This window comes from Bacillota bacterium, from assembly GCA_023511485.1.
In the GTDB taxonomy this organism is placed as follows: domain Bacteria; phylum Actinomycetota; class Aquicultoria; order Aquicultorales; family Aquicultoraceae; genus CADDYS01.
On the sequence record JAIMBH010000020.1, the window covers coordinates 1 to 19390 of the forward strand.

The 19390-nt window shown below is 46.3% G+C and carries 17 protein-coding genes; 2 read left to right on the forward strand and 15 right to left on the reverse strand.

Annotated elements, in window-relative coordinates; translation table 11 throughout:
• The 5 genes from K6T91_07700 to K6T91_07720 form a co-directional block, all read right to left on the reverse strand.
• On the reverse strand, positions 1-2597 hold a 2597-nt coding region (locus tag K6T91_07700; protein ID MCL6472677.1), incomplete at its 3' end, for a hypothetical protein.
• Between the two features lie 452 nt (positions 2598-3049).
• Positions 3050-3694: a tetratricopeptide repeat protein gene (locus K6T91_07705; protein ID MCL6472678.1), complete on the reverse strand. Its 645-nt coding sequence runs from the start codon at positions 3692-3694 to the stop codon at positions 3050-3052.
• Between the two features lie 125 nt (positions 3695-3819).
• Entirely contained in the window at positions 3820-4845 is a 1026-nt protein-coding gene (locus K6T91_07710) for a 6-bladed beta-propeller (protein ID MCL6472679.1), read from the reverse strand.
• 69 nt (positions 4846-4914) lie between these two features.
• On the reverse strand, positions 4915-5889 hold the full coding sequence (locus K6T91_07715) for a 6-bladed beta-propeller (protein MCL6472680.1): 975 nt from the start codon (positions 5887-5889) through the stop codon (positions 4915-4917).
• An 11-nt stretch (positions 5890-5900) separates the two neighbouring features.
• On the reverse strand, positions 5901-6584 hold the full coding sequence (locus K6T91_07720) for a tetratricopeptide repeat protein (protein ID MCL6472681.1): 684 nt from the start codon (positions 6582-6584) through the stop codon (positions 5901-5903).
• A gap of 515 nt (positions 6585-7099) precedes the next feature.
• Between K6T91_07720 and K6T91_07725 the strand changes: the two genes are divergently transcribed.
• Positions 7100-7507 carry a hypothetical protein gene (locus K6T91_07725; GenBank protein ID MCL6472682.1) on the forward strand — a complete coding sequence of 136 codons (408 nt, stop codon included), beginning with the start codon at positions 7100-7102 and terminating at the stop codon, positions 7505-7507.
• An 8-nt stretch (positions 7508-7515) separates the two neighbouring features.
• A complete protein-coding gene (locus K6T91_07730; protein MCL6472683.1) occupies positions 7516-8070 on the forward strand; it encodes a hypothetical protein in 555 nt (184 codons plus the stop codon).
• Positions 8071-8146: 76 nt separating this feature from the next.
• Here K6T91_07730 and K6T91_07735 read toward each other — a convergent pair whose 3' ends face one another.
• From K6T91_07735 to K6T91_07780, 10 genes are all read right to left on the reverse strand, one after another.
• Positions 8147-9367: a NapC/NirT family cytochrome c gene (locus K6T91_07735; GenBank protein MCL6472684.1), complete on the reverse strand. Its 1221-nt coding sequence runs from the start codon at positions 9365-9367 to the stop codon at positions 8147-8149.
• The gene (locus K6T91_07740) at positions 9360-10376 is read right to left on the reverse strand and encodes a cytochrome c3 family protein (protein ID MCL6472685.1); all 1017 of its coding nucleotides are present in this window, start codon (positions 10374-10376) and stop codon (positions 9360-9362) included. Before K6T91_07740 ends, K6T91_07735 begins: the two co-directional genes overlap by 8 nt.
• Entirely contained in the window at positions 10377-11093 is a 717-nt protein-coding gene (locus K6T91_07745) for a hypothetical protein (protein ID MCL6472686.1), read from the reverse strand. It abuts the gene before it with no gap.
• A 178-nt stretch (positions 11094-11271) separates the two neighbouring features.
• On the reverse strand, positions 11272-12777 hold the full coding sequence (locus K6T91_07750; protein MCL6472687.1) for a hypothetical protein: 1506 nt from the start codon (positions 12775-12777) through the stop codon (positions 11272-11274).
• A gap of 427 nt (positions 12778-13204) precedes the next feature.
• A complete protein-coding gene (locus K6T91_07755) occupies positions 13205-13735 on the reverse strand; it encodes a GerMN domain-containing protein (protein MCL6472688.1) in 531 nt (176 codons plus the stop codon).
• Between the two features lie 3 nt (positions 13736-13738).
• Positions 13739-15226 (reverse strand): 6-bladed beta-propeller, encoded by a 1488-nt coding sequence (locus tag K6T91_07760; GenBank protein MCL6472689.1) that lies wholly within the window; start codon positions 15224-15226, stop codon positions 13739-13741.
• Positions 15227-15257: 31 nt separating this feature from the next.
• Positions 15258-15977 carry a tetratricopeptide repeat protein gene (locus K6T91_07765; protein ID MCL6472690.1) on the reverse strand — a complete coding sequence of 240 codons (720 nt, stop codon included), beginning with the start codon at positions 15975-15977 and terminating at the stop codon, positions 15258-15260.
• A gap of 407 nt (positions 15978-16384) precedes the next feature.
• Entirely contained in the window at positions 16385-17722 is a 1338-nt protein-coding gene (locus tag K6T91_07770; GenBank protein MCL6472691.1) for a NapC/NirT family cytochrome c, read from the reverse strand.
• Positions 17723-17914: 192 nt separating this feature from the next.
• Entirely contained in the window at positions 17915-18601 is a 687-nt protein-coding gene (locus tag K6T91_07775; protein ID MCL6472692.1) for an HTH domain-containing protein, read from the reverse strand.
• A 140-nt stretch (positions 18602-18741) separates the two neighbouring features.
• The gene (locus K6T91_07780; protein ID MCL6472693.1) at positions 18742-19338 is read right to left on the reverse strand and encodes a NapC/NirT family cytochrome c; all 597 of its coding nucleotides are present in this window, start codon (positions 19336-19338) and stop codon (positions 18742-18744) included.
• Between the last annotated feature and the right edge of the window lie 52 nt (positions 19339-19390).

A 19390-nucleotide genomic window follows, 5' to 3' on the forward strand; every position in this document is an offset into this window, starting at 1 on the left:
CCCTCGCTTGAGGTTTGGTGGCCGGCGTATGGGGAATCGCTATCATAATCGGCTTTGATGTTTGTGCTCGCGCCGGTACCGTCGTGGCAAGCCTCACAGAGTAGGTTATAAGTGTCGTGCGAGTAGTTATTTACGACATCCGGGTTGTCCAAATATGCCTTATTTAAGATAACATTGGTTGAATACTGACTATTCGCAGGGATAGTCGTTTCGCTTGAAAAATCGGGTGCCAGGTGCACAAAGTGACAGGTTCCGCAGAGATTTGTGCTGCCTGAGAATTCATGCACGTTTTGGACTATCGATAAAAGGTTTGATTGTAGAGCGCTAAACGGTTTTACCTTCGCGGGGGATTCTACAAGAATCGCGCTCTCATCAGCGATTCTTGTGCCAACTGTCGAACCAACCGTTGCTGTATCACTTATTGAGTAAATAATATAATACGTGCTGCCAGAGCTTGCTATAGTCTCAGGAGATGCTAGCATAAACAGTTGCGGATTGGCTGAATAGTTTTGCTGGGATAACGTTATTATCGTGTCAGCAGGGCCTACCGGTGTATTTGACCCTTGATAGCCAGATTTGCCATTAGTTTCCTTAGCTAGGTATATGCTGCTGACATTGGCAGGTGCTGATCCGGAGCCGTAATCTTCAAGCCGGAAACCGGTCCAATTAGCAACGCCCAAATCTGTTTTAATGTTTAGTGATTGCATAACCACATAGTTCTGGCCTACAGTTACCGATCCCCTGGATACAGGTTGAGCCGATACCATTACGCTAGGCGGTATTTGGATCAGTCCGGATTGTATTGGACCGTTCAGGTTAACCGTATCGGGCGGTGCTACACTGATAAAGCTTGCATCGGTCAATTCGGCGCCGACCGTCGGGTTGTTTGGCGCTGTGGGTGACAGATCGTAAACTATGAAGTATTTTAACGCTTTCGTATCTACAACCTGCTGGCTAAACGTTAAATCAACGGTGTTATCACTCGCAAATGTCCCTGAAGCAAGCAACTGGTCACTTGCTTTGTTAAACGAGCCGTTCCCATCGTCTTTATAGAGATAGACTTTAGTGACAAAATCACCTGCTGCTTCTGTGCCATATCCGAGTACTCTTATACCTGCCACTTGGGCAGTACCGTAATTAGTCGCCAGGGCTACACCCAGCATACATACATCAGTTTGCCCTGCTGTTGCATACCTAGGCGCATAATCCGTAGGAACGACGTTAACAATATCACCGCTTATGACCGGCGTATTAGATATGAAGGTGCTGTCTATGCCGGTTACAGGGATTGGCGAGTTCGCTGCAGTGAGCATTGCGCCAACGGTTGCGCCGACCATGGCCGAATCTTTTATGTCATAGGCGATAAAATAATCTGTTGGCGTAGTTGTAATAGTTTCGCCTCCAGTAATAATGAATGTCGAGCTATCGGAAGACGGGCCAAAAGTTGCCGGTAGATCGAGTGTAATCCGTATATCCGTCCTTGGATCAAAATTACCGTCCCCATTGTCTCGATAAAGCTTTACGGACTGGATGTTGTTGAAAGCCAGGCCGCTTCCATATTCATCGAGTGTAAAGCTATCCCATGTAGAACTGCCACTGCTTGCCCTAACTGTAAAGCGCATCATTACCTTGTTTGTTTGTCCTTGGTAAGCAACTGTTCCACCCAGCGGGATGCAATTCGAAAATTGTATTTGCTGCTCCAGCGGCTGAGCCGTATCAGCATTCTGCGGGGCAGGTGGGGGATCTACCATATCGTTCCAATTGCCGTAGGCATCTTTGGTAAAGACCGCATAGTAGTAAGTTGTCCCGTTGGAAAGGGCGGTATCCGTAGTTGAGATGGATGCTCCAGATTCTGGGGCAGTGTTGTCATAGACCACTGTCCCATCTGTGTGGTTAGCTGGGTAGCTATCTGTCTTTCTTAGGACTGTAACCTCCGCCAAAGCAGTATCTGTCGGGTTGGTCCAGGAAAGAACACTTTGAGCGTTATCTCCATCGGTTGCATTAAAGTCTGCAACTGTTGCCGGAGGGGCAGAGTCAACAGTTAAAGTGGCATCTGCCGTATCGTTGTTTGTTACTTGGTTTGTCACTGAGGTTAATGAACCTACCTTGCCAACAAGGATATCGCCGTTGCCGGCGGTTAAGCTGGTGTCATAAGTTATGATGTAGCTAGTCTCGGTTGTTGTTACGGGTATGGAGACGGCAATAATTGCAGTGGTTCCAGAGAAGGAACCTTGGCCTACAAGCGTATCTAATGTATCGTAGTATCCGCTAATCGAGCCGGTATCCTGGTATATCTTAACAGATGAGATGTCAGCAGTGTTGGTTGAACCGCTGGCATCGATTGATATTGCTGTCACTGTATCGATATCTGCGTCTGTCTTTAAAGAAAATGCATCTACAGATTGATTGGCAAAGCCTGGCCCCACGACTCTTGATGCCGGCTTTGTCTGGTTGGTCCCAACGTCTGAGACGGTTATTGCCTGAGCTGCAATAACCAATGCTATAGGCAATGTAAATATAAATAGCAGGCTTAGCGGAAGCAATAAGAATTTAAGAAAAATTTTTGCATCCGTTTTCCTGATATGATTTCTATTCATACTAAATAGTATCGACTCCTTTAGCAAAAGCTAGAGGTCAAAGGCATTGATGAAATTTTTGTCTGTTGATTGCCGAAAAAATACCAAGTCCGCCAGCTCCGGCATCTGCGGCGGTAGCTACTTTGTAAAATAATTTCTTTTTACAGCGTTTTCGATGTTTATATCAGGAATAATCTAGGGGTAGATTCGGCTTATAACACCAATCGATATCAGTACAATCCGCCGTCAATGAACGCTATTTGTTAGCAATTTAAACACTATAAAAATTGTGAATAACTAAGCAAATTTCCTCTATCTAAACTTAGCAAGAGTACGGCTTTTTTTCAACTGTTATCTTGAGTTAAAACAGCAGGTAAAAGGCATAGCTGGCAAAAAATGGTGCGTGAGTAAGACTTCATAGGTCGAGTCCATTTTTACTACCATGACTCTTGCTTATGCCGCCGGTATAAACCTTAACGGCTGGCAGCCTCCTTGAGCAACTCGTTTGCCCTGGCTGGATTGCCAAGTGCGTTGTAGGCGTTCGCAAGTTTATTATAGACCTCCGGCTTTAAGGGCGAGTCTTTAGGCAGAATTTTTAGCAAGGTATCCCACTCATGGATGGCTTCATTGTACTTTTTGTACTTAAAGTACAGGTCACCAAGCGCGGTATGAAAGGGCAGGCTATTCGGTTTGGCTTTAACACAGGCCCTAAGATAGCCGATAGCTTCATCTTTTTTGCCCATTTTATCCGCAAGAATACCAAGTTGGTAGGCAATATCCGGGTTTGTCTTATGCTCGTAGAGCTTTTTTGTTTCTTCGTAAGCTTCCGGTACTTTGCCAGTCACAATATAGGCCGAGGACAGCAAGGCGTGAGCTTCATAATCCTCGGGGTTTTTCTTTAAGTAGACGTTGAGGTCTTTGATCATTTTTTCATAGTTGCCTTCTGCATAGAGTTTGCGTGCATTCTTTGCCATTTCCGCTTGAGCTTTTTTCTTGGCACTGATTTCTTTATTGTGTGCCGTTATGCCGACGATAAACACAGTTAGGAGAAGGATAACCACAATAAAGATTGCTATTATAAGTGGTTGTTTGTCATTTAATTTGTTTATGAAGCGCAAAAATATCTCTCCAATCAGTTAGAAATCAGCAGTTTTACTTTACGGCTTTTGCCAGTATACACATTATATCGGCCTATTTATAGCTTTTAAAGCGCCAAAAAATAGCCTTCGGTATCGCCATTAATCTACTCGCTAAAAACGGCAATTCTGTCCTTTTGCCGGTCTGCGATATAGATTAGGCCGGCATCCGGGTCGGTTGCTATACCGTTTGGATAAAGAAGAGCAGAATCTCCTTTGCCGGAGCCGTAGCTTAAGATATATTTGCCCTGCTTTGTAAAGACGAATACTTTCTGTCTGGCAAGGTCGACTACATGTACCCGCCCTAGGCTATCGATAGCAATGCCCCTCGGTATAATAAAAGGCTCCTTTGGGTTGGGCTTAAAAAAATACTTGAACTTGCCATTTCTATCAAAGACCTGCACCCGGCTGTTATTGGCGTCGGCGACGTAAATATCGCCGTTCTCGTCAGCTGTGATTCCATGGGGATACATGAATTCTCCCTCCCTGGTTCCTGCACGGCCAAACTTTACTAAGAGTTTTCCTTCGGTAGAAAAGACTTTAACATCCTGGTCACCGATGTCTGTCACATAAATCCTGCCGTCGCGGTAAAAAAGGCCGACCGGGCGGTTAAGGACTGGCTGGTTATCCTGAGCTGCCGATTTAGAATTCCCCGGAAACAGGTATTGGAACTTCCCAAAAGCATCGACGACCATAATATGGTAAAATCCTCTTACCTCGATGCTTATATAGATACGGTTCTGGTCATCGATTGTGATGCCTAAGGGGTAGCAATCCGAGTCTTTTAAAAGCTTAACTGACCTTACGAGTGCACCGCGTTTTGTAAAAATCGTAAGTTTGCCATGCCCTGAGTCGGTAACGTAGACGTATTTACCGAAAGCTACAACCGAGAGCGGCTTTGCAAGCTTTGCGTCGCCTTCTCCGGCAATTGGATGGTAATACTTCGGAAGACCGTTAATCGTCGTTGAGCGGTTGCCGGCATACTCATAACCCAGGAGAAAATACGTATATAAGCCCAGCGTTATAAAACCAACCAAAAACACGCTCAAAATTATAACGGTAAATTGCCGCCTGCTGACCTTTATTGAGTCACCCAAGTTTTTTAATTGCTTTCCAACATCTTTTATATTCATAATCACCTGTAAAGCTGCTCCGCACTGCCGTTGAAGCGTGAGCCGAAATGGTACCAGGACTTTGGCACTTTATTTGACCGTGATTTTTACAACCTGCACGCGGTCATTATACTTATCGGCAATTGCAAAACGCCCGTTTTGGTCGTAGGCAATGCCGGATGGCTGGTTCAGCTCTCCCTCTCTGGACCCCTTTTTACTGAGCTCGGCCTTCAGATTACCCTCTGTGTCCAGAACCTTGACCGAATTAGCAAAAGCATCCACCAGGTAAAGAAGGTGTTTTTCATCTATGGCAATCCCGCAGGGAAGGCTGAATTCTCTATCTCGCGCCATGACATCCTGGGCCGGTTTGCCTCTAGCCCACAGCACCTCGCCATTTCTTGAGAAAGCCTGCAGCCTTAAATTAAAGGTGTCGGCTACATACACTTTGCCGTCGCTATCGACAGCAATTCCGGCAGGAGTATCGAGGTCACCCTTTTGGCGTCCCTTCTTCGCCCATTTGGCAAGCTCATGGCCTTTAAGGTCATAGACCATTATATGGCCGTAGGTGGTGACGTAGAGCTTGCCGGCAGCTACCTGTGGCTTAATCGGCATCATAACTTTAAACTCGCTATCGAACTTGCCGTCTCTATCATATATCACGACCTTGTTTAATGCTTTATCGGCCACATAAACCTGGCCTTCCATAGTTGAGGCCACACCAAAAGGCTCCATAAGCTCGCCTGGACCAAAGCCTTTCTTGCCGAGTGTCCTAAAGTACTGGCCGCCAGGGCGAAATACCAACACCCTGGAGTGCCCCGTGTCGGCGACATAAATGTTGCCATCCCCGTCAAATGCGACATCGGATGGGCGGTAGAGCATCTCATCTTCTTTAGTCCCATAACCATAAATGCTGAGAATGTGCCTGAACTGCGGGGTTTGATAAGCAGGTACGGCCGGCGGGCGGGAGATGATGTAATAGAGGTAGAGCAGGATAAGCGTCATCGCTATTAGTATTACTAAAAGTATCACGAGAAAACTTCTTAAACTTATATTGCGTATAGCCATTTCTAAAAAACCTATTTTAACCTTTCTAAAGCTTTTTTCGCTTCCGTGTAATCGGTTACGTATTTTAACGCTTCCTGATACTCCTTCTTAGCAAGGTCTATCTGATTGGTCCTCTCGTAGCAATTTCCTAAATAATAATGCGCATCGGCCAGCGTTGGGTTTACTTTTAGTGTTTTTTTATAAGCTTCGATGGCCCGGCCAAAATTTTTCTGGTTTTGGTATACCCTGCCTAATTGGTAAAATCCAAGCTCGTTGTATGGGTCAATGTTTGCCGCTTTTGTAAAGTGCTTTATAGCTTCACCTTCTTTGCCAAGTGCATCGTAAGCCCGGCCCATCTCGAAATGTGCGTTCCATGAGTTGGGCTTCAGACGGACGGCCCTTTCCAGATTTTTAAGCGCACTTTGCGGATCCTGCATTTCAAGATAAACATCGGCAAGGCCGATATAGGCTTCGGCATTGCGGGGGTTCTTTTTTATCGCCGCTTTATACTTTAAAAGGTCTTTCTCTATTGCTGTGCGGGCAACGGGCGGCTGAAAATAAACCCTCTGCACAATCAAAGCGGTGATTAAAAACATGAGGATTAGAAAGAGTACGACTCCACCAACTAGCCAGAGACTAATTTCTTCAGCAGGCTTTTCAGCTTCATAATCGATGGAATCACTATTAGTGATTCCCGAATCCATTTCTGACGTCATACTAAGCACCTTAACAAAAAAATATAGCAAAGTGAAGCTTTTTACAAGCGCTCAACAGCGTCTTTGCCTCTGTTATCTGCGGATTCGGTCAGCGGCCCTAAGATAAATAAATTTTTGTTGGCGTATGCTTGTTTTGCTTCTAACAGGCTACAGGTCCATTTGCAATATAATCAAATTTATCCTGAGGCTTCCTGGCGACAGCGGACTGTTTTTACAGGTAAGGTTATTTGCGCTTTTATATTTTTGATATAAAGCTCTAAGCTCTAAACAGAGTCGGCCATAGTTTGTGAAAAGCGAACTGTCATTTGTGAAAAAGGTCTTTAGTTTAGATATTAGCGGTGGTATAATATAGTATGCTACCAGGATTTATAGAATTTAAGCCGCAGCTAGCCCACGCGAGTTGTTGAATTAGGTATTATATCCTGCTACAAATTAAGAAGGAGAATCTTTATACTCTAAGTAGGAACCTGCTTATTTAAATACTGAGGAAACCTTAATAAAAGGGGAGAAAAGTATTGAAAAAATTTTTGGTCTTCGTCGTAATTGTGGCGGTGGTTATTATTGGCTGGATGGCTTTAGCGAGCCAGGCAAAGAATTCGAGCGCCAAAGCCGATCTAGTTATAAAAGATCAGAAAAAAATCTACGAGAGGGTGGAGGCGATAGAACCAAATTTCTACGAGGATGACTACGGCATTACCCGTGTTTACGGTTCGGTCAAAAACTTATCCACCGACCCGTGTGCTTATGTAAAGTTTCAGATCGAGATTCGAAACAAAGAGCAGAAGTTAATTAAAACCCTTAACATAACGGTTAAGGATATTGCACCTGGCGGGGTTAAAACTTACGATGTAAACTCGGGTGAAGAGATCGAAGGCCTGCAGCTTGTAAGCAAGATCACCGAAGTCGGGTTTCAGAAGAGGTGATATGAGAATTGTTTAAACGGATTACTGTTTTGCTGGCAGTGGCTTTTTTAATGATTGCCGTTGCAATAGCTGCAGGATGTACCAACGATAATGTTGATATGCAAATACAGCAACCTGCCCAAAGCAATAGCGAGGTGGGCAAAGATGGCTTAACGCCGCTTGAGCGAGGCAAGGTAAGGCGCCAGATCCTAAACGATATGCAGGAAAACATGGATATCTGGCTTAAGGGCGATACGCAAAACTACGATAAGGCTTTTACCAAAAAGCTTGTTAAAATCTACAGGGAACAGCTGGATAAACTTCACCAGAGTGGGCAGGACAAGGTACGAGTCCATGAGAACGCCCATATGGAAGTGGTCGAGCTGGATAGCCCAACGGCAGGTGCCGTAAAATACTACTTCGATGAAAAATCGTATTTTGTAGATATCAAAACAAAAAAGATTACTAAATTTGTTGAGAAAGCTCCGCAGGGTGGGCAAAGCCAGTTTGAAATTGTTGTTGTAAAAGAAGACGGGCGCTGGAAGATTGACGCTATGATTGGTGCGGGCGAGGCAACCCTTTAAGACTCTTAAGATAAACAGAAATTAGAAAGCGGCCCTAGCTAGGTCTATCTAGGATTTCAGGGCCGCTTTTTGCTGCTTATTCTTCGCTATGTGGCGAGCCTTGACTACCGGTGATGTTGCCATCCTGCTGCCGCGGCACAACCTTATACTTGCCCACTGGATGGCAGTAGTCGCATAGCTTTTCGCTATGGCAGCTATAGCAGTTCTCGTTTTCACCGTTTCCAGGTATCTTGCCTGTAGCAATCGGCCCGTGCTGCTTGCGCCACTCATCAAATGTACCGTGGTACTCCATTGTTCCATGGCAGGTGCAGCCCTGCAGCCTGGAAGCTTGAAGCGGGGCGTACGGCATGTCGTGGCATCTAAAACATACATTTGGATTAGTAAATGCCGGTAAGGCATGTTTAACTTCGCTTACCCAGTTTGGTGGATGCGGCATCTGCAGTCCATGGCAATTAGTGCATTTCTGCGGCTGATGGCACCGGTAGCAAAAATCCCAATTGACAAATATGCCGGTTTTGATAAGATCGCGTTTTGGCGTGCGAATCTTCTCTCCAATGTCTTTTTCGTGGCAGAGGGAGCAATCGGCTTTGGCTGTTTTATCGTTATGGCATTTAACACAGGCACTCATACTAGGCACCGTTTCAGGCTTAATAAGGCCTGCGTGCGCAACGCTGTTGTGGCAGTCCATACAGTCTGCTCCAGCATCCAGAAATTCCTTGTGGCTAACCCTTATGCCATAGCGGCTTAATGTTTTTTGCCTTACTTCAGAATGGCATTTCAAACAAGCTGCATCTTCAATACGGGCTTTCCCTGGGTTGGCTTTGTTTGTAATCGCATAGACCCAAAACCAGCGCGCATAATCTACCTTTTGTGCAATGGCACCTGTTATTCCGGGCGGCTGGTGACAGCTCAAACACTTAATTCCAGCGTGGGCGGACTTTTCCAAAGCCTTGGCTTCTTTTTTCAGGCTGTGGCAATTTGCGCAAAATTTCGGTTGGCCTGTATAGTAGCTTCCAGCGAATAAGATAATCAGAATTACAGCTACTACAATCAGCCGCTGAAGCCAGACATCGTATGCGCTCTCGGAAACTGGGACTTTTAACTTAAGACGCAGCCGGTCGCGTGTGGCATAGGAATAGATAAGGTAGCCTATCATACCCAATAAAACCAGCGATAAGAGTAGCATAGCGATAACCACCAGGGTGAGCGTGGCATCGGCCGAGGGGTCGTCTAAAACCAGTCTTATGTTTTCTAAGATTCCGCGGAGGAAACCAAAGATATTTACTGTCTTAGTCAAGGTTCACCGACTCCCTGAGAAGCTTTAGTTTATCCTGCGGTATTCCCGGATGGATATGAAAGCTGTGACATTTAATGCAAGCTTCCTTAAAGTGGCATGCGTAACAGGCCTTAGTGCCTTCTTTTTTGACTATCTTACTGTGCTGCGAAAGGAAGGTTTTTGGATGCGGCATCTCCATTGTGTGGCAGTTTTTACATAGCGCACCTTTATGGCATTGCAGGCAGCTCTTTTGTGCCTCTGCCGAACCATCAATCTCCTTGCCATGGGTAGCAAGCCAGCCGGCACTGTGCGGCAGCTCGGTTTTATGGCAGCGGTTGCAGAAAAGTTTGCTATGGCAGCTCTGGCAGGTGGCAAGATTGCCCATACCGTGAAGTTTGCGCCAGTTTGGCCCGTGGGTAGTCTGCCAGTTGCCGGCTATTCTGTCGGTTTGCCCAACAACGTCGATTTTAATATGGCATTTTTCGCAAGCACCAGAGGCCGCAGAGCCGTTGTGGCAGCCCAGGCATTTTTCCATCTCGGGTACGTTTTTTCTAACCGTGCTTTTGCCGTGGGCCACCGTGCTGTGGCAGTAGTCGCATTCATATCCTGCGCTTATAATCTCCTTGTGGCTGACACGCATCAGGCCGTTTTGCACTGTTTTAATTGCTACGTCGCTATGGCACTGAAGGCACTTAATGCTTGGTACTTTTGCAGTTACAGGGCGCTTATAAATCATGGTAAGCTGGGCTGGAACCATCCGGGCAAGGCTAAGACGGCTCGACACAGCGCTAAACACATCGGCTCCGCCATGGCAGCTGCTGCACCCGGTACCGCTATGGCTCGATGCCTTCCAGGCATCGTAAGACTGCTTATGGCAGGGCGAACAGGAGACAGGCAAAGTGCCCAGCAATCCAACTACGTTAAAGTAAACGATTGCTAAAAGTACAAGGGAAAGCACAGCAAAATAAGTTCTTTGCAGTATCAGGCTTAGCCTTTCTTCGGTTATCCGTTCTTTAAATCTACCGCCCATTTATTTAGACTTACCTTCTTCCGGTTGGCCTCCGGACGGTTGTTTATTCGCCTGAGGTTTATTGCTCGTTCCGGCGCCTGTTATTATAGCCTGGGCAATAGGCATAGCATGGTTTTTGAGAATGTTGCCTTTTTCCACAGGGGCATGTTCCAAAAAGGAAGTAATTATTCTTATGCTATAGTTCTGTTTGGTCCAGCCCATAAAAAAGCTGTCCTCGCGCTCGGTATAGCCCGTTTTTACAATAGTTGTTCCGATTAACAAGTTCTCATGGCCATTTGGGAAGCGCTTTGCCAAGGTATCAGCGACATCTTTTTTTGCATCCTCTTCAGAAGCGAAATAGGTAACCTTTGCGTAAGAATTGCAGGGCGCCCTCAGCATTAAATTAGGGTCCAAATTCTCATATATTGCCTCTGATGCAGGGTACTCGGAGCCGGCAACATCCTGGCGGGCTTTGGTTTCATACTGCAGGATAAAATCGGGCAGCATATTAATAACCGGTACCGGCGGTTTTAATCTCTTTGGCAGGATTTGCTCAAGGCCACTAGTCTTACTCTGTTTTGGGCTTAGAGTTTTGTTGATTTCAATCCAAATGCTGCCCAAAGAAAGCAGCGTTGTCACAACCGCTAAAATTAGTGCGTATTGGAAGATTCGCCGCTCGGGGATAATATTATCTGACCTACCTGTGCTACTCTGGTTTGTTACGCTTGGTTTAAGCATTAATTTACCAACTTACCTGCTAAATTATTTAGCTATTAATAAGTCTAACACGTATGGAAATCTAGTCAAGACGCAGGTAGAAAGCAAAATATAGTAGCTTTGGCGCAAAAGAAAGAGACCCGTTAAAAACGGGTCTCTTATTTGTTTTACGAATGTTTCCCTTATAAAGGGACCACTATTAGTGGTTAGTACCGATACCGATGTGGCATCTCAAGCAAACGCCGTCGATGGTGTTCTCGGAAACGGTTACAGCTGAACCGGTTGCATCTACACCTCCAGCCGAAATCGGCATATTGAGGACTGCGCTTGCGCTCTTGTTAGCACTGTACTGTGCAAGCCATGGACCAAGCAGCTTGATCGCGTTTGGTTGACCGGAGTGCGGGAAGTCTGACTTGCCGTCCGGTGCACTTGTACCAATTGGATACAGGCCATTAACGTTGTCGTTAGTTGCCTCGTATGCATCAGTACCAAAGTGGCAACGTGAGCATCCACTATCAACCGTGCTTCTGGTCGGCAGGTCGTTCCTGTGGCAGGAGTAGCACTGTGACGGACCGTTGTGTGCACCGGTGTATGGTGCCGGGTGGGTCCTGTCAGAGTGGCTCTTGTAGCCGAGCTCCTCGTTTGTCAGGTGTTTCCAGTAACCGATGTTTAGGTTGTGGCAGTCAGCGCACCATGGCGAGAGTGTGAACTGGTTGACAGTCTGCGGTGCCTGGTGTGGATCGGTATTATTCGGCTCACCAACAAAGGCGGTGTAAATTGTGTTCGGAACAGCTGGATTGGTTGAACCGCCCTCTGCATCGTAACCTGTGTTGTCAGCAGTCATGGTCTCTTCTGGTACCTGAATGATGTCCTGAGCATTATACATGCCATACGTGTTTGGTGCCGAGCCCGGCTTGACGGAGCCGGATGGGAACTTCCTCAGGAGTTTGTAGCCGACCTTTTGCGTCATGTTGTTCTTGTCGGTAGGTCTCCAGGTCATGTTGATCGCGTTGTGCGGCTGGTGGCAGTTCATGCAGCGAAGTGCAAGTGGGCCAATCCTCATGTAGCCGCTTCTACCGGTTCCAGCAATTCCCTGGCCGTGGTGCCTAGCGAAACGATACATCTGGTTTTTGTTCGCATCGTAAGCACGGACCTGAACGGTCTCTGTAACCGGGTTGCCGTCTGCATCAGAAGCAGTAAGCGTTACGTCTACCAGCCACTGATCGATCGAGCTATCTGGGATGGTTGAGCTTGCACCAATGGTATGACCGTTGGTGGTCTGCTTGCCATTCGGGTTCAGGTCGTAGACAGTGTTGTTTGAGTGGGCGGAACCCCCGATGTGGCAGTAATCGCAGGCATCATCCTGTGAATCTGCTCTTAATAGGTAGTATGAACCCTCAGCACGGTGGACAGCGTGGCAAACTTTGCACTTGTTGGTCGTGGTGTCGTATCCGCCGTGCGGGCCGCTTGTGTCGGTCTGGCCGGGAGTACCATCGCCGGTGTCTTTGCTGTACTTCTGGGTGATCGGATCATCGAATGCCCTATATGCACCCTCGGTCTTGGCCGTAGAATCCTGCAGGTCTTTGTAAGTCCAAACAGAAGCACCGTCACTACCGATGACAGATGGGGTAGCAGCAAGTGCTGTACCAGCAGCTAACGCAATAACAAACAGAGTAGCTACCGCAATAATTAACGCCTTTTTCATTCTTTCACCTCCTTTATGTAAAGTCATTGATGAACTTGTTTTCATTATCCTGTTTCACCTCCTTTTTAAGAAATAAATGTGTACGTGAACGTGCGCACATGCACGTCATAATCGAAAGATTAGTTTCTTATGGGCTTTTCAAGATCCAATTATTGGATAGAGGTAGTGTGGCTATTTCAATCTATAATCTATGCCTCGATTAAGGGTCAACTTAAGGATACCATGTTAACGCTATAACGGTAAAGACTTTATGGGAAAAAATTTTATAACTTTGTATATTTTGTTGTTAAACATCATAGCCTACGCTACTATTTTATAACGGTATGCCAGATATTGCAAGCGGTTAATGGAGGGATAAGCTGATAAAGAAAAACCCCGCCAATTAAGCTGGCGGGGTTTTTAGCAAGCTCTTGCATTTGTGATAGATTTATTTTTTAAGCGGCCAGGGTTGCCCGTTAAGAGAAACGGCTTCCCAGAACCTCTTTACGTCCTTGCCGTTTACTATTCCGTTCTCTTTACCTTGAACCTGGAACTTAAACGCTTTAAGTTCTTTAAACTGCTTCAGGGTCTCCTGCACGGCACCAAATGCCAACAGCTTTTCTTTTGGCGTGGCTTCGAAATCCAATACTTCTTTACTGAAATTAATCGTTGCGACGCCTGCCTTATCGACTTTAACATCAAGCACCTTGCACTCGGGCTGCACAATTGCAATATCTTTGTTTTCTTGCGGCTTGGCCGCAAGCACTTCGTCTACCGCAGTTTTTATGATGTCCTTGTTGTCTGCTACGACGTGTTTTTCCTGAACGAGCGTGTTGCCGGTTGAAAAGTAGACTAATACCGTTCTGGTTTTTTCCGGCATTGAGATCGTTGGGTCGGGCACGTCGGTTTGCCCCTGGCATCCCATCACGGCAGCGGCCAGCATAACTGCCGCTGATATTAAAAGCAATATTTTCTTCATATTTTACTCATCCTCACTGGCCGGTTTGGGCTTGGACCCCTCGGTTTCAGCCTTAGATTTATGGTAGGCCTCTTTAAATTCGTCGTAGCTCATGGTAGCTAGATTGAGCCGCTCGGCTTCGGCCTTAAGGTTTTGAGACGATGTTAGAAGCACTCTCTTGCCTTTTGTGCTACTAGCCAATGCTAAGGCTGCTAGGTCGGTTTTGGAGAGGCCTTTGATTGAAGAAAGGCTTGCCAGAGCCTCCTCGCTTGCCGGCTTTACCATTAGCTTAAGCCCTTCAGGCAACTTATGTTTGAGATTTTCAAAAGCCTCTGGCACAATTGTTAGTTTCTTAAACGCTCTGGAGAGCGCCTCGCCATCGCCAGAGTCGACTGCTGTACTTATAAAACCCTCCGAAGCGATGACCTGCAGACCTGACCTTCTTAACAATAGCAGGCCAAGTGGCAGCAGTAGCAGCAACAGGTATGGCAGCATGTCAAAGATTTTGGCGCTTACCGGTGTTGAGATAGGCACCTGGAATACCTGTACGCGGTCATTGAATTTGTCTGCCAGAACAATCTTGCCCTGGCCGGCATAGGCGATTCCATCGGGGTAATAGAAGAAACCGTCGTCGTGACCTACATCGCCGATTTTTTGCAGAAACTTACCCTTGGTATCAAGGACAATAAGTTCACTGCTTAAGCCATCTACTACGTAAAGGTGCCCGTTACCATCAAGTGTGATACTGGAAGGAAGCCCGAACTTGCGATCACTGCCCCTGTACATAACTGCTTGATCTGCCGGAATAGGGGAGCCGTATTGCCATAGGGGATCTCCGTTTTTATTAAAGGCCTGCACGCGGTAATTTAGGCTATCGGCGACATAGATATCGCCGTTTGGACCGACGGTTATACCGCCGGGCATGTCGAACTCACCCTTACCTTTTCCTCTTTTGCCGAAAGAGGTTATCAAGTTGCCTTCAAGGTCACCGATCATTATGCCCCGTGCGGTTGTTACATACAATTTTCTATCGTGGATTGTCAGGGCCAGCGGAGGGTCGGGGAAGACTATCTCGTGGATTGGTTTAAACTGCCCGTTATAAACAACGATTTTCTTTGATGTCTTGGACAGGACAAACGTGCGGCCGTCTGGCGCAACGGCGATACCGATCGGGTCTCTGTACTTAAACTTTCCGTCACCGTAATCAGTAAACTGGTTTACATAGTTGCCGTTTGCATCAAAGATAACAACCCTTTGCTTGCCAGTATCGGCAACATATATACGTCCCTGTTCATCCATAGCAACACCAGAAGGTCTTCTTAAAAGGTCGCCCTCAAAGCCGTATATGGAGAACAGGGGTGTAAAATCTTCTTGCTTTCTGGCATCTTTGGCTACCGGCGGCTTGGTCAGCATAAAATAGAGAAATAGCAATGCTATTAATGCCGCCAGTAGAACGGCAATAAACATTATGTATTTTTTGTAGGTATCATCGGTCGCTACAAGTTGTGCCAATGCTCAAACCTCCAATTTATTTCTTAGAAATCTACTTATTCGTATTTTTTGCCGGAGTATTGTTTCCCTCGGCATTATTGGCGGTATTTTTACTATCGGTTGTTACGCCCTGTTTGATTAGGCGTTTAGCTGCATCTATCGCTTCCTTATAGTCCGGCGTATACTCCAGCGCCTCTTTGTAATATGCAAGAGCCGTGACTTTGTCGCCGCTTTTTTCGTAGGCCACTCCAAGGCTGTAAAGAATTGGAGATGACTCTGGGCCAAAGCTCAGGGCTTTCTCATAAGCCTTAACAGCCTTTTTATAGTCCTTCAAATTCATGTCGACCTGGGCAGCCTCCAGCCAGCAGTTCTGGTAAAATGGTGCGAGCTGGCCTTTTGAATTTGCTGCTTTCTCGAAACTTTTGGCGGCCTCTTTAAGATTATTTTGCTCTTTTTGCGCCAAACCTAAGACAAAGTGGGCCTGGCCATTATCCGGTGCAAGACGAGCTGCGACTTTAGCCTCTTTTACTGCATTATTTACCCGGCCAAGCTCGAGATAGGCTGCGGCTAGCTTGATCCTTGCCTGCGCATCATTGGGGTTGGCTTTTACGGATTGAACGGCTAAAAAGAGCGCCCGCTCGGCTTCTGTGCGCGGTGCGTTTAAGTCATCACTGAGAAGCATGTAGCGAGCTATGGCTATGCCTGTACCCAGAACTGCTAGTACTAAGACAACTATTAATGCTTTTAATATAAAGGGTGTCCATCTGCTCATATAAGCAATCTCTCCTTAAGGAATATTCTCTAATCTCACCGATTGCAAGTATTTACTGTCAGTAATTGACAACATTACCAACCATATCTTACCTTACAAAACTCAGAATGCAATACCAAAACTGATATGCAATCGACTTTATTTATAATATCGGCATTATTTAATTCCCCAACCACCCCCACATGCTTTCTTGGCTGGCGCAACTTTGCCTAGGCCTGGGTTCGCCCGGACCAAGAGAGTGCAAGTGGAAGTATGCTGTACTCAAAGTCCTGAAATACCTCCATTTACAGATACAAAGTTGCAGTGTTTGCAGGTGAGATTCGAGCAACCGTTGACTTGTAAATAATATCACAATTGGATGTAAGTTTGCTAATATATATCCCGACTCTTCTAGCGGTAATTCATTCTCACTCTTCTAGCGGTAATTCATCCTCAGGATTATCTGATGGCTTAGTTGGAGGTGAAATTAAATTCTGCCCTTGCCACTTTGGTATTTCTACGTTGCCGGAATCCCAATCGGGTTGCCAGCTGGGCTGAGACAAAGTATTTTTTGCTGGTCCGTTCTTTGGCTGCACCTGGCCAGTTGTATGGCACTTAGCGCAAAATGTCGGTCCGTGACAGTCAAAGCAGTATGCAGGTCCGACTCTGTTGACGACATGCTGATGCATTGGTATCCAGGACCCGGGAGGGCCCGTATACCCTTTGTGATGACATGAATTGCAAAAATCCGATTGCCTGTGGCATTTCCGGCAAACCTCTGGATTTTTTGTGCCGATCTCGCCATGGTTCTCTTTCTTAAATTTCTCCGGGTGGGGAACTTCAACGCCATGGCACCCTGTGCAAAACGATTTCTGATGACACATCATGCACGGGCCGATATCTTTAAGAGCGTTCTTGCCGTGGTCCCCATGCAGCCAGGTTCCGGTTTGATGGTCCAGCTCGCCACTTGATGGGATTATATTGAAGCTCTTTGGATGGCAGGCAGTGCACCTTCCCGGTGCGATGGCCGATTTCGAAAGCCCGTGGCAGCGGAAGCAGCCCTGCATGCTGATAAAAGTCTTGTAGCCGGCGCTTCCCGGATGCCCGGCCCGGTTGTGGCATGTAGTACAGTTGATCCCTTTTTCAATATGGATGTTGTGGTTCATAACCAGGGTTCTTCTTGGCGTGATCACCCTTTTAGGGGTATGGCATTTAAGACAGCTATTGTTATCTATTGCTTTACTTAGCGAACTATCAGCGTTGATTGTTGGGCTGCCGCCTGTCTGCCCATAGGATTTGGTAAAGTGGTAATAAATGTGCGATACCAAAGCCGCCTTTTGCTTAAAGAAGCCAACGAATCCCGGATAATGGCAGGTATTGCAATCTACCTCCTCGTGAATCGACTCCTTCCACGCCTCATAGGCGGGCTCCATCTCGTGGCAGCTTTTACAGAAATCTGGTTGCGCGATGTATGATGATGCAAATCCCAGCACGATAAGAACCAGTATTGCCACAACTGCGCCCAGGATTAGGGGTGCCTTCGGGTATTTGCCGAGCAGCTCTTTTATGCCGGGCAGTCTTGGGCCTGACATTGCGGATTTTGCGCCAAACCTGCGAGCCTTAGATCTAAGGCCAAATCCCGGCCATTTAGGTTCCGGCTTGAGGCCAAGTACCTGCGACTCCGTTGCAGCTTCACCGTATTTGCTATCAAGCGCTTCTGATGTGCTTGGGCTCGGGCCTGTCTTTCTAGGTTTTTGCCAGGGCAAATTTAGCCTAAAGCGTGGGAGTTTTGTTTTTTGTCCCGGGACTTTTAGCTTGAACTTCGGGGGCTTAGATTTAGGTTTTAGCCATCGAAAATTAAATTTAAACATTTTGCTAAATTTTAGCACCTGATAACTATATTAACAAGCGGAATCAACCAAGATGTCAACTGAGGGCGCTGCAGCAGGCATCCTGCTCTAATCGTCCACAACGGTTGTTGCGGGGGGCTCCTGATGCTCCAGTAAATTAGCGTAATAGAAGAGTGATTTCAGTCCGCAAGCAATGCCAAGCTGCATGATATGGACTCCAGGCGGCGTGTTTGTAACCTCCGATTGGGTTAGCACCAGGATACTTTTGATCCCGGCCTGGACAAGAAGGCCAATGCTGTGGTTCAACCAGGTAGGATGGGTTGCAACTACAGCTACTCTTACTCCCAGGTCGACTATTGTCTTGGATATTGCTTCAATCGCCTGAACCTCATGACCGTAAATCCATGCGCCGTGGTCTCGTGGGTCTTCGGAAAAAAACGCGGCAGGGGTAAAGCCAAACTTTTCAATTGGGAAGTAGTCGAAAAATGATCTTACAACGGAAGTTGAGCCTACAAAAGCAACCGGAGCAAATTGCGGCAGCGACAGAAAATCTCCAATCATGCGCCTTAAGCTACTGATATTATAACCGCTTCCGCGTTTCCCCGGCGTCTCTCCCATAAACATGAGGTCACGCCGTATGGTCGATTCATTTAAACCCAATGCATTGGCTAGCTCCTTGGAGGTAATCGTATCGTTCTTCCTAGCCAGCAGCATATCGGTTAATTTGCAATGATACAGGGCCAGCCTGTGCAGTGACTCGGCCGGAACTGACTTTAAATTTATTGAATCATGCAACAGGACACTACCTCCTGCATTTACGCTTATATGCATAACACAATTATAACTTAAACCAGTAAATAAAAGAACCCTGTATTATATAAATAACAGAACTCTGAGTTGGTAAGCAGGGGAGATTCTAATGAGCATTTAGAGGTTTAGTGGGAGAACTGACTAGAGAATGCAAAACGCTTATTATGGCAGAAAGAGCATTCGTTTCTGCGCTCGGCATGGCATTTAAAGCAAAGTTTTCTTTTAGGGATCAGATCACCTATGCTTCCAACACGCGGATGGGCTGCCCCTGGATGGCACGTTGTGCAGGAAATATTTGCTTTTAAGACATGAAGCTTATGGTTAATCTTGATATCACCAGACTCTGATGTAACTCTATTTAAACTATGGCAACCCTTCCTCTGGCAAGAAGCTACACCCGGCAGGCTTGCACCAATTGGCTTTAAATCTGCTCCTACCATGCTTGCATATATCTCACGGTAAAAACTTATCCTGTATATGAAAAGATTCAGAGTACCTTGCTTCACATGGCAGTGGAAGCAGTTGTTTGCAGCAGTTGCATGGGAAGACTTTTTCCATGAGTCGTAATAAGGCTTCATGGAATGGCAGCTAGTGCAGCTTTGAGCATTGGACGTATATATGTAGGGAATCGCATAGAAGGCCAGCAGAAATACAAAAGCGGCCACTAAATATTTGACCGCTCTTTTTGCTCTTTTATCGCCCGTTTTAACCGATTTGCCCATTTTAGCCCATTTTACCTTTTTAGATCTTTTTATTTCCTGCCTTTATGATTTA